The organism is Streptomyces sp. NBC_00094, from assembly GCF_026343125.1.
GTDB lineage: Bacteria > Actinomycetota > Actinomycetes > Streptomycetales > Streptomycetaceae > Streptomyces.
In genome coordinates, this window is the sequence record NZ_JAPEMB010000001.1 from 746,561 (window position 1) to 759,268 (window position 12,708).

Annotated in this window: 11 protein-coding genes and 1 pseudogene; 7 read left to right on the forward strand and 5 right to left on the reverse strand. The window is 72.2% G+C overall.

Going from position 1 to position 12,708, the window contains the following annotated elements:
- Positions 1 to 71: 71 nt before the first annotated feature.
- The gene (locus OG580_RS03225; RefSeq protein ID WP_267042117.1) at positions 72 to 1,004 is read left to right on the forward strand and encodes a SigB/SigF/SigG family RNA polymerase sigma factor; all 933 of its coding nucleotides are present in this window, start codon (positions 72 to 74) and stop codon (positions 1,002 to 1,004) included.
- Here OG580_RS03225 and OG580_RS03230 read toward each other — a convergent pair.
- Complete coding sequence (locus OG580_RS03230) at positions 952 to 1,422, reverse strand: ATP-binding protein (RefSeq protein WP_267042118.1); 471 nt, start codon at positions 1,420 to 1,422, stop codon at positions 952 to 954. The genes OG580_RS03225 and OG580_RS03230 overlap by 53 nt on opposite strands.
- Entirely contained in the window at positions 1,406 to 1,828 is a 423-nt protein-coding gene (locus OG580_RS03235; RefSeq protein ID WP_267042119.1) for an STAS domain-containing protein, read from the reverse strand. The genes OG580_RS03230 and OG580_RS03235 overlap by 17 nt, the downstream gene beginning before the upstream one ends.
- Before the next feature lie 443 nt (positions 1,829 to 2,271).
- Here OG580_RS03235 and OG580_RS03240 point away from each other — a divergent pair, with 443 nt between their 5' ends.
- The 3 genes from OG580_RS03240 (at position 2,272) to OG580_RS03250 (ending at position 6,325) form a co-directional block, all read left to right on the forward strand.
- On the forward strand, positions 2,272 to 2,637 hold the full coding sequence (locus OG580_RS03240) for an STAS domain-containing protein (RefSeq protein WP_267042120.1): 366 nt from the start codon (positions 2,272 to 2,274) through the stop codon (positions 2,635 to 2,637).
- 150 nt (positions 2,638 to 2,787) lie between these two features.
- Positions 2,788 to 3,234, forward strand: coding sequence for an ATP-binding protein (locus tag OG580_RS03245; RefSeq protein WP_267042121.1), 447 nt, complete (start codon positions 2,788 to 2,790; stop codon positions 3,232 to 3,234).
- 88 nt (positions 3,235 to 3,322) lie between these two features.
- Positions 3,323 to 6,325, forward strand: a complete 3,003-nt coding sequence (locus tag OG580_RS03250; RefSeq protein ID WP_267042122.1) for a HAMP domain-containing protein — start codon at positions 3,323 to 3,325, stop codon at positions 6,323 to 6,325.
- Between the two features lie 8 nt (positions 6,326 to 6,333).
- Here OG580_RS03250 and OG580_RS03255 read toward each other — a convergent pair whose 3' ends face one another.
- Positions 6,334 to 8,637, reverse strand: a complete 2,304-nt coding sequence (locus OG580_RS03255; RefSeq protein WP_267042123.1) for a SpoIIE family protein phosphatase — start codon at positions 8,635 to 8,637, stop codon at positions 6,334 to 6,336.
- 458 nt (positions 8,638 to 9,095) lie between these two features.
- Between OG580_RS03255 and OG580_RS03260 the strand changes: the two genes are divergently transcribed.
- The 3 genes and pseudogenes from OG580_RS03260 to OG580_RS03270 all read left to right on the forward strand — a co-directional run bounded on the left by OG580_RS03260 (position 9,096) and on the right by OG580_RS03270 (position 10,211).
- Complete coding sequence (locus OG580_RS03260) at positions 9,096 to 9,593, forward strand: hypothetical protein (protein ID WP_267048243.1); 498 nt, start codon at positions 9,096 to 9,098, stop codon at positions 9,591 to 9,593.
- A pseudogene (locus tag OG580_RS03265) lies at positions 9,499 to 9,806 on the forward strand (endonuclease); the annotation flags it as partial. The gene OG580_RS03260 and the pseudogene OG580_RS03265, both read left to right, overlap by 95 nt.
- A 249-nt stretch (positions 9,807 to 10,055) precedes the next feature.
- The gene (locus OG580_RS03270; protein WP_267047873.1) at positions 10,056 to 10,211 is read left to right on the forward strand and encodes a DUF6131 family protein; all 156 of its coding nucleotides are present in this window, start codon (positions 10,056 to 10,058) and stop codon (positions 10,209 to 10,211) included.
- A gap of 510 nt (positions 10,212 to 10,721) precedes the next feature.
- On the opposite strand, the gene OG580_RS03275 is transcribed toward OG580_RS03270, so the two are convergent.
- The gene (locus OG580_RS03275) at positions 10,722 to 11,201 is read right to left on the reverse strand and encodes a hypothetical protein (RefSeq protein ID WP_267042124.1); all 480 of its coding nucleotides are present in this window, start codon (positions 11,199 to 11,201) and stop codon (positions 10,722 to 10,724) included.
- A 141-nt stretch (positions 11,202 to 11,342) separates the two neighbouring features.
- Positions 11,343 to 11,750 (reverse strand): DUF5133 domain-containing protein, encoded by a 408-nt coding sequence (locus OG580_RS03280; protein WP_267042125.1) that lies wholly within the window; start codon positions 11,748 to 11,750, stop codon positions 11,343 to 11,345.
- Between the last annotated feature and the right edge of the window lie 958 nt (positions 11,751 to 12,708).

The window sequence follows — 12,708 nt, forward strand, 5'->3', positions numbered from 1 at the left end:
GACCGACGGACCGCCGCCGCTCCCCTCGCGACCGCGGCGGCAGGCCCACCGCCACCGTCGAAGGAGCTCTCATGTCGACCGTCAGAGCCCGCTCCGTCACCACGCGCTCCGCCACCCCCCGCCTGCCCGCGGCGGCCGCCCGGGGTGCGGAGGCCTCGACGCGCCGGGCGGCGCTGGGCCGACTGCCCGAGCCGGTCAACCCCACCGCCGCCTCCACGGACGACGCCCGCGCCCTCTCCGTCGGGCTCTTCACGCGGCTGCGGGAGCTGGACGAGGGCACCCCGGAGTACGCGTACGTCCGCAACACCCTGGTGGAGCTCAACCTCAGCCTCGTCAGGTTCGCCGCCCGCCGGTTCAGGAACCGCGCCGAGCCGATGGAGGACATCGTCCAGATCGGGACGATCGGCCTCATCAAGGCCATCAACCGCTTCGACCCCGACCGGGGCGTCGACTTCTCCTCCTTCGCCCTGCCCACGATCACCGGCGAGATGAAGCGCTTCTTCCGCGACACCAGCTGGGCCGTACGCGTTCCACGACGCCTCCAGGAACTGCGGATCGACCTGGCGAAGGCCACCGACGCACTGGAGCAGCGCCTCGGTCACCGTCCCACCCGGGCCGAGATCGCCACCCACCTCCACCTCACGCAGGAGGCCGTCGCCGAGGGCCAGCTCGCCGCCCACGCCTACTCCGCCCACTCCCTGGACATCCCCGCGAGCGACGAGGACGCGACCCCCGGAGCGAGCGAACGGCAGCTCGCGGCCTCGGAGCCCTCCTACGAACTGATCGAGTCCCTCATGGCGCTGCGGCCGCTCATCACCCGGCTCGACGCCCGCGACCGGCGCCTCCTCGAACTCCGCTTCGGCGAGGAACTCACCCAGGCCGAGATCGGCCTGCGGCTCGGCCTCTCCCAGATGCACGTCTCACGCCTGCTCAGCCGTGTCCTCGGCGAGCTCAGGCAGGGCCTGCTCCAGGACGGCGCCACGGCGGGCGGGACGGGCGACTGACCTCCACCCACACCACCTTGCCCACCGCCCCCGGCCCCTTCGCCTCACTGCCCCAGGCGCCGGCCAGCCGCTCCAGCACCATCAGACCGTGCCCGCCTGGCAGCGCGGGCGAGCGGGCCAGTACACGCGGGTGCTCGGGGCTCGAGTCGGCCACCTCCACCCGCAGCCGGTCGCCCTCGTGCCGCAGCACGAGCTCCTCGGGGCCTCCCGCGTGCAGACACGCGTTGGTGACGACCTCCGACACGAGGAGCAGGACGTCCTCCACCCGCTCCCCGGCCTCGTCGCTCTCCGCGGGGATCCACCCCCAGTCCGCCAGCGCCGCGGCGGTGAAGTCCCTGCACCGCGACACCACGCCCCGGGTCCCGTGCAGCACGAGCCTTCGCACCTGCTCCTGACGGCCGTCAGCCCTCTCGGCCATGGATCCCGCCACCTTCGCGCCCGTGCTCGGAGAGCGCCTCGTCCAAGGTCTCGTACACCCGGAAGACCGCCCGGGCCCCCGTGATCTCGAACATCCGGGCCACCGGCCGGCGGATTCCCGCGAGCTCCAGCCGTCCGCCTGCCTCCCGCATCCGCAGACGCGCCCTCAGCAGGGTGTTCAGCCCGGAGGAGTCGCAGAACCCCAAGGCGGAGCAGTCGACGACGATCCTGCCCGCTCCAAGGCGCTCCGCCAGCGCCTCCCGCAGCGGATCCACCGTGTCACGATCGAGTTCGCCGACCAGCACCAGGACGGCGGTTTCCTCCTGGGGCACGGGGCGGACCTCCACCCGGAACCTCTCGCGCGGGGACGCCTCCTTCTCTCCCTCCCCCGAAGCCTCGTCCTGCATGGGCTCGCCTTCCTCGCACGTTCCGTTCTCCCTTCACCTTCGCAGCGATCGGACGGTCTGTCGCGAGAAGCGGCGGCCGGTCAGGACCGGGGAATATCCCTCGGGATCCGGGGCAGGCGTCATGACATGGCCGAGCGCCGCGAAGAGACCCCAGCCCCGCCCCGAAAGCCGGGCAGGGAGTCGATGGACGAAGTGGCGACCAGGATCCCCGAGGAAGTCGGGCATGCCGCGCGCCGCCTGCGCCGTGGTGCCGCGCGGTTCGGGCGTGCCTCACCGACCGCTGCCGAAGACGGAGACGGAGACGGAGACGGGGACGGAACCGTCCGCACGTCTGACACTTCCGGAACCTCCAGCACCTCCCCCACTTCCCGCACCACCGGGACCTCCAGCAGCTCCGACACCTCCGCATCCCCTGGTCGGACGCGGACGGGCGGGTGAGTGCCATGGACGCCGGAGGCCCCCGTCTCCGCGTGGAGACCCGGCCCGGCGAGCGTCCCGGCATCGTCGTCCTGATGCTGGACGGCGTACTCGACCATGAGACGGCGGCTCCCCTGCGGGACGCACTCGAAGAGAACGTCGGCGCGGAGCGTGTCGTCGTCGACTGCTCCGGACTGCGGTTCTGCGATTCGACCGGCCTGAACGTCCTCCTGCGAGCGCGGTTGCGGGTGCTGGCCGAGGGAGGACGTGTGGAGCTCTCGGGCCTACACCCGCCCGTGGACCGGATGTTCGAGATCACCGGGGCTCGGAGGCTGTTCCGGGTGTACGCCGATCCCGGCACCGCGCTCCACGCCCCGCCGCCGGCGTCATAGGCGCGCTCGCGCGACAGGGCGCGTCCCCGCTGCCGTACCTCTCTCTCCTCCCTCTCCCCTATCCCTCTCCCCTCTCCCCTCCCTCTCTCCCTCGCGGATTCGTCGCCCCCTCACAGGGTTCGCCGCCGCTCACCGGGGCAGCGGCCGTATATGACCAGCCGGAACGTGCGGCCCGGGTGTGCCACCGACCGCACTCGCCGCTACGAGCTCACGGAGGGCGCAGGCGTGGCGCGGAAATGCCGTGACGTCACGCAGCAGGCGCTGACCGACTGGTTCGGGGCGGCGGGCGGACCCGGGCGGATCGCCGCCGAGGACGCGCTGCTGTTGGTGTCGGAGCTCGTCACCAACGCGTTCGCGCACGGTGGCGCCCCGTACGAGCTGCGCCTCGACCGCACCGACGGGCGGCTGTGGGTGCAGGTCAGCGACACGAACCCGAGACGGCCCCGCCCTCGTGGACCGCATCACGCGGAACGGTCCTCCGGTCACGGGCTGTATCTCATGGGACGGCTCTCCGCCGCCTGGGGATCGGTCCCGCGCGGACGCGGGAAGGCCGTGTGGTTCGCGGTGGAAGTGCCGCCCGGGGTCCGGCAGCCGTGATCGTCCTACAGTGGAGGGGTGGCATGGGGCCTCCGCCGTGCACCCCGCACTCGGGCCCGCACCACGATCGCCCTGTGCGAGGTCCTTCATGGCAGAGCGCAGACCGCCGCCCCCCGACGCGAAGCCACCGCCTGCGGAGCCCGGTGAGAACGGCCCTCATTCCGGGCTCGGCGACAACGGGCTCCGTCAGTTGCTCGCCGGGCTGACGGCCGTACGGGACGGGGACCTCAGCGTCCGGCTCCCCGAGGCCGGCGGCGACATCCTGGGAGAGATCGCCGGCGTCTACAACGACATGGTCGGCCGGCTCTCGCTCGTCACGTCCGAGGTCACCCGCGTGGCCGGCGAGGTCGGCGGGCAGGGCCTGCTGGGCGGCCGGATCCGCGAGCCCGGGGCACGCGGGGTGTGGCGGGAGCTGACCTCCGGCGTCAACACCATGGCCGACAACCTCACGTCCCAGGTGCGGTCCATCGCCCAGGTGGCGACGGCCGTCGCCCGCGGCGACCTCACCCGGAAGATCCAGGTGGACGCCCGCGGCGAGATCCTGGAGCTGAAGGAGACCATCAACACGATGGTCGACCGGTTGTCCTCCTTCGCCGAGGAGGTCACCCGTGTGGCCCGCGAGGTGGGTACGGAGGGCAAACTCGGCGGACAGGCCACCGTCCGGGGGGTGTCCGGCACCTGGAAGGACCTCACGGACAACGTCAACTCCATGGCGGACAACCTCACCAACCAGGTGCGCAACATCGCCCAGGTCACCACGGCCGTCGCCCAGGGCGACCTGACCAGCCGGATCGACGTCTCCGCCCGCGGCGAGATCCTCGAACTCAAGACCACGATCAACACGATGGTCGACCAGTTGTCGTCCTTCGCCGCCGAGGTCACCCGGGTAGCCCGAGAGGTGGGTACGGAGGGCAAACTCGGCGGACAGGCCGAGGTCGAGGGCGTGTCCGGCACATGGAAGCGGCTCACCGAGAGCGTCAACGAACTCGCCGGGAACCTGACCCGCCAGGTCCGTGCCATCGCCGAGGTCACCAGTGCCGTCGCCGAGGGCGACCTGACCCGTTCGATCACCGCGCACGCACCCGGCGAGGTCGGGGAACTCCGCGACAACATCAACGCGATGGTCGAATCGCTCCGTGCCACGACCCGGGCCAACGAGGAGCAGGACTGGCTCCAGACCAACCTCGCCCGGATCACCGGCCTCCTCCAGGGCACCCGGAGCCTGCCCGAGCTCGCCGAACTGATCACGGCCGAGGTGCCCCCGCTCGTCGCCGCCCAGTACGGCGCCTTCTTCCTCGCCGAGGACGGCGAGGACGGCACCGAGCTTGTCATGACCGCCTCCTACGGCTCCCCCGGCGGCCCCGACGCCGCACCGCGTCGCTTCTTCCTCGGGCAGGGCCTCGTCGGGCAGGCCGCCCGCGACCGGCGGACGCTCCTCGTCGAGCACCTGCCCGCCGGTTACGCCACGGTCGCCTCCGGGGCGGGTTCCGCCGAGCCGACCACGCTGATCGTGCTGCCGATCGTCGTCGAGGAACAGGTGCTCGGCACGGTCGAGTTCGCCTCACTGCACCCGTTCACCAGTCTGCGACGGGAGTTCCTGGACCGGTTCGTGGACAGCGCGGGAGCGGTGCTCAGCTCGCTGCTCGCCAATCTCCGCACCGACGAACTCCTGGGCCAGTCCCGCAGACTGGCCGACGAACTGCGTTCCCGGTCGAAGGAGTTGCAGAGCCGCCAGCAGGACCTTCAGCTGTCGAACGCCGAGTTGAAGGAGAAGGCGGCCCTCCTGGCCGTACGGAACAAGGACATCGAGTCGAAGAACCTCGTCATCGAGCAGGCCCGTCAGGAGCTGGAGGAGCGTGCCCGGCAGCTGTCGCGCACCTCCATGTACAAGTCCGAGTTCCTCGCCAACATGAGCCACGAGCTGCGCACACCGCTCAACAGCCTGCTGATCCTCGCCCGGTTGCTCGCCCAGAACACCGAGGGCAATCTGACGGGGAAACAGGTCGAGTACGCCGAGGTGATCCACTCCGCCGGTTCCGACCTGCTCCGGCTGATCAACGACATCCTCGACCTGTCGAAGGTCGAGGCCGGCAAGATGGACGTCACGCACGAGCCGTTCGCCCTTCACCAGCTCGTGGAGTACCTGGTCGCGACCTTCGGGCCGGTGGCCGACGAGCGACGGCTGGAGTTCGCCGTCACCGTGGCCGACGACGTGCCCGCCGAGCTGAACAGCGACGAGGCCCGCATCCGCCAGGTCCTGCGGAACCTCCTCTCCAACGCGCTGAAGTTCACCGAAGAAGGCCGTGTGGCGCTCACCGTCGAGTACGCGACCCCCAACGAGGTCCCGTCCGCCCTACGCGAGATTCGGCACGTCCTCGCCTTCCGGGTCGTGGACACCGGCATCGGCATCCCCACCGAGCAGCTGGAGCACACCTTCGAGGCCTTCCAGCAGGGCGACAGCACCGCTGCCCGCCGCTACGGCGGCACGGGCCTGGGGCTGTCGATCAGCCGCGAGGTGGCCGATCTCCTCGGCGGCACGATCACGGCGGAGAGCGCCCCCGGCCGCGGCAGCACCTTCACCTTCTACCTGCCCTCGGAGCGGTCGGCGCCGGGAACGGAAGCGGCTGTGACCTCCGACGTCGTCGCCCCGCGATCCCCTGGCTCCACCTCCACCTCCTCCTCCGACCGCCGGGCCCGGAGTGACATGCCGGAACGGCCCGAAGGGGAGGCGGTACTCGTCGTCGACGACGACGCCCGTAACGTCTTCGCCCTCACCGAGGTCCTCGAAGGTCACGGCCTGCGCGTGCTCACGGCCGACGGCGGCCGTGCCGGCCTCGACATGCTGGCCGCGCACGACGAGATCCGTCTCGTCCTGATGGACGTCATGATGGCCGGCATGGACGGCTACACCACGATCAAGGCCATCAGGGAGCTGCCGGGCCGCGCGAACCTCCCGGTCATCGTGGTCACCGCGAAGGCCATGCCCGACGACCGCGCGCACGCCCTGACGGCGGGCGCCGACGACTACGTGGCCAAGCCGGTCGACGAGGACGAGCTGACCGCCAAGATCCGCTCCTGGCTCTCCGGTTGACGCGACCGCTACCGGCTCCGCGGCGGTTCCAGCACGCGTACGACGACGATGCTGGTGTCGTCGTCGGTGTCGCCGGTCGCCGTGCTGAGCAGTTCGTCCACCAGCAGGTCCGGCGCGAGGTCCGCCAGCCGCTCGGCCTCGGCGGCGAGCCGGGCGAGGCCTTCGTCGAGGCCGTCGTGGCGGCGCTCGATCAGGCCGTCGGTGTACAGCAGGAGCGTGTCCCCCGGGCGCAGCCCGGTCCGCTGCTCCCGGTAGGAGAAGGCCGACACCGCACCCAGCAGGATGTCGTGGGGCGGGTCGAGCAGCCGCGCCCGGCCCTCCCGTATCAGCAGCATGGGCAGGTGCCCGGCGCTCGACCAGAGGAGGCCGCGGTCCTCGGGGTCGTACAGCGCGCACACCGCCGTCGCCGTGGTGCCTCCGCCGGTCCGCAGCGTCACCTCGTTGAGCCACCCCATCAGCCGCCGGGGCGAGTGGCCGGTGAAGGCGAGCGCCCGCTGGGCGTTGCGGAGGGCCACCATGCCGGTGACGGAGTCGATCCCGTGCCCCGCGATGTCCCCGACCGCCACCAGGACCTTGCCGCTCGGCAGGGCCAGGACGTCGTACCAGTCACCGCCGACCCGGTACTCCTCCGCGGCCGGCCGGTACCGGACGGCCACCACCAGGTCGCCCGGCAGCTCCTGGAAGGCGGGCACCTCGGGCACGATCGCCCGCTGGAGCTGGAGCGCCAGCTGGTGCCGGGTCTCCGCCTGGTCGTGCAGCGCGGTGAGACGGTCGAAGGTGGCCGTCAGGGCGGCCTCCGTGCGACGGACGGCCGACACGTCCTGGTACACGCCGGCGAATCCGGTGACCGTCCCTCCGGCGATCAACGGCTCCGCCGCCACCCGCACGTGACGCACGGTCCCGTCGGGGAGCACGATCCGCAGCACCGTCTGCGCGCCGGTCTGTCCCTCGGTCAGCTCCGAGAGCAGGTCGGTGAGGATGTCGCCGTCGTCCCGGTGCACCCGCGTCCGCAGGCCCAGCAGCGGCACCGGCGGCTCGTCGGGGTCCATGCCGAACATGCCGTACGTCTGCTCCGACCAGACCGTTTCCCCGCCGGTCAGGCTGTCCTGGAAGAGGGCCACGCTCCGCAACCGGCCGACCGCCCGGGCCGCGGCGAGACCGGGGTCGCCGACGGCGTGCCACAGGACGACGGCCCGCTCCTCGCCGACGGGCAGCACGCGGACGTCGAGCAGCGGCGCGCCCTCCTCCGGCAGGGGGGACGCCGGAAGCCGTGCGGCCCGCTGGGCACGAAGGGTGCCCAGGGCTCTCCGTGCCATACGGGTGAGGCCCGTGTGTACGAGAGGGAGGATCCGGGCGAGAGAGGCGTCCCCGGCAGGACGCGTGGCCTCGAGCGCGGTGACGGCCTCGTCGTTCAGGTGCTCCACGGTCGGAGTCCCGGCCCCTCCCGGCACGAGGAGCAGCATGGCCGGATGCGACAGGGAGTCGAGGAGGTCCACGAGTACGGGGACGGCGATCCGCACCGGTTCGGCGGTGTCCAGGACCGTGCCCGCCACCTCCAGGAGCCCGACGAGCGTCCGCCGCGCCGTTCCGTCGAGAGCTGTCGGTCCCGGCCAGCCGACGAGCGCCAGACCGACGGTCCTGCCCCGTCGCCGCAGCGGCAGCAGGGCGCGGGCCGCACGCCCGGACGGCCCCGGCAGCGGTTCGCCGCGGACCGGTCCCCCCTCCAGCCAGACGGGCCTGCCGTCCGCGAGGGCCGAACGGAAGGGCTCCGGCGCCGCTGGGGGGATCCACTGCCATGCCGTGGCTTCGACGGCCCCCACTCCCGCGTATCCGGCGAGCCTCAGGCAGCCGTCATCGGTCCGCTTCCAGAGCAGGAGGCTGTCCGCTCCCCAGGTCGAGAGACCGCTGTCCAGCAGGGTTCGTGCCGCTTCACCGACGGTCTCCGCGGTCTCGGCCGCGGCTGCGGCTCGGCGGACTCGTCTTCCCTCGTCAGGTCGCTCGACGTCGGAATCGCCTCGCGTCGAACCGGCGCCGGACAGTCCGTCCCCGCCCTCCCCGGCGACGGAGTTCACGATGTCCGCCGCGAGGTCACTGACCGACAGACCCGTGGCCTGCGCGAGCACGGTCAGGTGCTCGGCCGCGTCGGAGGTGGACAGGCGCATCTCGCCGGCGATCACGCCCGCGGCGAGATCGAGGAGGTGACGCTGCGCGATCCGGGTACGAAGCCACCGGTTCTCGGCGACCAGGCCGACGAGTGCGGGATCCACCAGGGCGTCGGCCGACGGCCCCGTGCCACCCGCCGAACCGGTCACGACGACCTCCGTTCCGTGACGGTCTGGACGTCCGGAGCACGAGCTCGCACCCGATCCGCATTCTACTCGTGAGACCGCTTTCACCCTTGGCTGTCCTGGTCGGGCGACTCACCGCGGGGGCTCCGAGCCGTGCGCGGCACGTAGGGCGGTCAGGCACGTCAGTCGGCCGGTCCCTCGCTCACGCGTCGTCGGCCGCCTTCCGGTGAGCCGTCCGGTCCGCATCGCGCGGAAGGGCGGCGTGATCCGGGTGACCCGGGGTTCGGCGCGGCCGCCTCGTCACCCCGCCCACGCCTCCCGCAAGGCCATGACCGGCGTCCGTCGCTGCGCATGACGGAACGGAAACCGGGAAGTCGCGAAGTGCAGGACACGACGCGTACGTGATCAGGGCCGAGATGCCCGGCGTTCGACGAGGCCGAGGCGGTCTCGGGCGGGCGGTCTCCGTCGCCGAGGTGGACGGCGTGCCCGTGGCGGGAATCGGCACCATCGCGAGTGAGCCGGCCGTCCCGGTCGCGTGGACCGCGTACTTCTGGACCACGTACTTCGCCGACGCCGACGCCGACGCCGACGAGGCCGTTGCCCACATCAGGGAGCGCGGCGGCACCGTCGGCGTCGGTCCCGTCTCCTACCCGCCGCGCGGCCGGGCAGCCCTCGCCACCGAGCCCGAAGGAGCCGGCCTCGGGATCCGGGAGGGCCGCATCCTCTCCGAGTGGCGCGTCGGCGACGTCCTGTGCGAGGGCACCGCCCCCCTGGTCCTCCTCGCCGACCAGGGCTGCGTCACCCCACACCGCCGGCCCTCCGGGGCGGACCGCCCCGACCCTCCGGACCGGCTCACCACGGCGGCCCGCAAGAAGGCGCGGGAAGGCCGGCGAGCTGTTCACCTCCGGCCTGCGGACGCCACAGGCGATGGCGGACTCCACCTGGCAGGAGCGCGTGAACGCCCTCGGACGGGCACATGACGTCCGGTACGACGAGAGCACCGCGACCGCGCTCGGAGACGGCGCGGAGTTGCTCCTCGACCGCTACGACGGCGACGGAGGAAACTCCGTGAGCAGGCAGGGGGCGACGAGGGAATGCTGCGCGAGCTCCTGCGGGAGGTCCCCCGCATCGGACCGGTGGGCGTGGACATCTTCTGCCGCGAAGTCCAGGCCGTGCGGCCGGAGTTGCGCCCGTACGCAGCCCTACGGGTGGGCCCCACTACCTGCCGGAACGGACCTCGGAGCGCCGGGACCCGGCCACCGGCCCTCCGATACGCGCACGCACGTGAGGTCCCCCTGGCTCACGCCCGCCGGACCACCCATAGATCCATGGGATCGGGGCAGGCGCTGTCCATGAGTGACGCAACGCGCCGGCATCGCCCGCGTCGCGCCCGTGGGCCTCACCAGGGGCCCGGCCCCCCCATCAAGAGATCGAGGCACGTCATGATCCTCGTCGGAGTCATTCTGCTCGTCATCGGCTTCCTCATCGGCAGCTCCGTCCTGTGGACCATCGGGATCGTCCTTGCCGTCGTCGGCGCCGTCCTCTGGATCCTCGGATCCGTCGGCCACGCCGTGGGCGGCCGGCGCCACTATTGGTAGCCGGGGCGGCGCCGACACTCCGCCGGTGGACGGAGAGGCCCCCAGCGCCTCACGGGTACCCGATACGGCCAGGGCTCGCAGGCCCCGGCCGTATCGGGTACCCGTATCGGAAGCGAGCAGGGGCCGCGAACTGGGTACGCGAGCAGTGGGAGAGGATCCGTACCGTCGGCGGGAGCGCGGCCCGCCGGCGTGCCGTCTTCCGTCACCACGGCCGGCTGAGCGCGGTGGTCGACGCGCTCGCCGCCGCCACCGCGAGGAGCTGACCCCGGTGACCTCAGCCGTCTCCGACCACCCCGGCTCACCCACAGCACTCTCCGCCCCCACAGCGAGAACGGGACGATCGCACCCCTACGTCCCGCGGCTCTTCGGGCTTCCGGGCGTGTACGCGCCCCGGAAGGGCAGCGACAGCGAGGCACCGGGCCCCGGCGTCGATGCCCCCTGTCGCCTCCTCATGGCCTCATGGCCTCATGGGGAGCCCGCCGGGCGCGTCCTTTCACGTCTTCGGATCGATCACGGGGTGGGGACAACGCGTCGGCCCGGGGCCGCCTTCGTCCCGACCACGGCCGCCACGGCCGCTCCGCTCCGTCGCGGGGCGGTCGAAGGTGGCCCAGGGGCGATGCGGAATCGGTGGAACTCCCTGGCGAGTTCGCGGCCGTCGGGGTCGATGAACCGTCCGGTCACCTCGTAGGTTCCCCAGTTCGTCCGCCCCTGGGGCATCCGCTCGGGAGGCAGGCGGAGTTCGTACGGTCCGCCCGTCCGGAATCCACCCAGCGCGGTACGGGTCGTGCCGACCACGTTCCCCTCGTACCGTCTGGTCTCCTCAAGGGTCAGCCCGTCGACCGCGCCCTTCACACGGAAGGCGAGGACGACGCTGATCACGGCCCCCTCACGCAGGACGACGGGCTCGCCACCCTGGGTGTCCAGGGAGAGGGTGCGCATGTCCCACGCGTCCGAGGCCACGGCCACGTCCAGCAGTTCGAGCTGCGCCATGGAACCTTCACGTCCTCTCGGCTCGACCTGGGCACCTGATTCGTCAGGCGACTACCCCACTCGGCACCCGCCAAGCAGCCTGGCCCCGTCAGGCCGTGGCCTCGGCGGAGCGCGGCGGGCCACGGGTCGGCAGGAAGTCGGTCAGGCCGCTGCGGCGAGGCGCCGTTCCGCCGCGAGGACGGCTTCATGGGTGGTCGCCCGGCCCATCAGCACGCACAGGGTGTACGCGGCGTCGTCCATCTCCCGGACCGCGGCGGGATCCTCGGGGGTGGACTCCAGGCGGGCACGACAGGCCCGCAACCGGGCCAGGACGCGCTCGGTCCTTTCCCGGCTCGGTGTGAGCGCGGTCGGCCCGGCGGCCGACGCCGGTGAGAGACGGGCGGCCTCGACGGCGCGCGCCAGGGCGCGTTCCACGCGTGCGGGGACTGGTCTGCCGGTCGCACCCGCGATCATCACGGTCGCCAGGTCGTCGACGGCGAGGAGGGCGAGGTCGGCCGCGGCCTCCAGGATCCGCTTCGCGTCCCGTGCCGAGCACGGAGTCGCAGCCATGAGCATCCCCATCGCCCGTGCGGCGGCCGAGGGCGCCAGGACCGGAGTGTTCGCCTGCCCCGTGGACGGAACGGGCAACCGGGAGCGATTCCCAGGTGTCGGCATGGCGGATCCTCTCGTTCCAAGGCAAAGGGGTGGGATGGCCGCGCAGAATCGATATGCCCAGCGGGCGGGGCCCGCACGCGGCTCGACTCACGAGTCCGGTGCGGCCGAGGGACCGTCGCGCCCGTCCCGGCCCTCCCGCCCTCTGCCTTTCTCCCATCGGAAGCGGGAACCTGCGGCCACGGTGCCGGTGATGTCGAGCAGGTCGCCGCAGGCGCGGCACAGCAGGACCGGCTCCGGACATCGCCACTCCGCCTAGGTCAGCTCGCCCCGACCAGTCGTTCATGAGCCAACGAGGCAGTAGACGGCATGAGCGCGGTCAACACCGGCGATGCCACCACGCCAACCCCGGATCCGACAGAGGCTCATGGTGCGTTCGTCCGAGGAGCACGTCGTCCAGGCGCTCGACCTGCACACGCAGTTCGGCGGCAGCCTTTGGCGGCAGCATGGACAGAGCCTGTTGCAGCTTGTCCCGGGCCCAGCCCCCGCCGCAGCACGGGCAGGTGAACTCGGCCTCCCACCTCTTCCACCGACGCTCGGTGCCGTGGACGCGGACCGACCACACGCTCAGCGCGACAGACACGATGCCCGGCGCCAGTCGACCTCGCTCGAGTAGGCGGACGGCCGCATTCGCCGCCCCCGACAGACCAGGGACATCGCGATAACGCACCCAGGGGCCCCTCCGGCCACGTTCCTGCGGCCGAAGCGAAGCCGGCGTTCTACGAGGCACGGCCCCTTCGCGTATCCGTCATGAACGGCATCCTCCCACAGCCGAGATCGGCCGGACGGAACCTGGCGGGCTGGGGGCGACGGCCGGTTCGCGCGGGTGTGTTGATCAGCTGTGCCCTACCCTGAC

What these genes read in the sequence shown, in the direction of transcription:
- OG580_RS03225 (WP_267042117.1), top strand. Translation starts at nt 72, where the DNA reads ATGTCGACCGTCAGAGCCCGCTCCGTCACCACGCGCTCCGCCACCCCC.
- OG580_RS03270 (WP_267047873.1), top strand. Translation starts at nt 10,056, where the DNA reads ATGATCCTCGTCGGAGTCATTCTGCTCGTCATCGGCTTCCTCATCGGC.
- OG580_RS03250 (WP_267042122.1), top strand. Translation starts at nt 3,323, where the DNA reads ATGGCAGAGCGCAGACCGCCGCCCCCCGACGCGAAGCCACCGCCTGCG.
- OG580_RS03245 (WP_267042121.1), top strand. Translation starts at nt 2,788, where the DNA reads ATGACCAGCCGGAACGTGCGGCCCGGGTGTGCCACCGACCGCACTCGC.
- OG580_RS03280 (WP_267042125.1), bottom strand. Translation starts at nt 11,750, where the DNA reads ATGGCTGCGACTCCGTGCTCGGCACGGGACGCGAAGCGGATCCTGGAG.
- OG580_RS03275 (WP_267042124.1), bottom strand. Translation starts at nt 11,201, where the DNA reads ATGGCGCAGCTCGAACTGCTGGACGTGGCCGTGGCCTCGGACGCGTGG.
- OG580_RS03235 (WP_267042119.1), bottom strand. Translation starts at nt 1,828, where the DNA reads ATGCAGGACGAGGCTTCGGGGGAGGGAGAGAAGGAGGCGTCCCCGCGC.
- OG580_RS03230 (WP_267042118.1), bottom strand. Translation starts at nt 1,422, where the DNA reads ATGGCCGAGAGGGCTGACGGCCGTCAGGAGCAGGTGCGAAGGCTCGTG.
- OG580_RS03240 (WP_267042120.1), top strand. Translation starts at nt 2,272, where the DNA reads ATGGACGCCGGAGGCCCCCGTCTCCGCGTGGAGACCCGGCCCGGCGAG.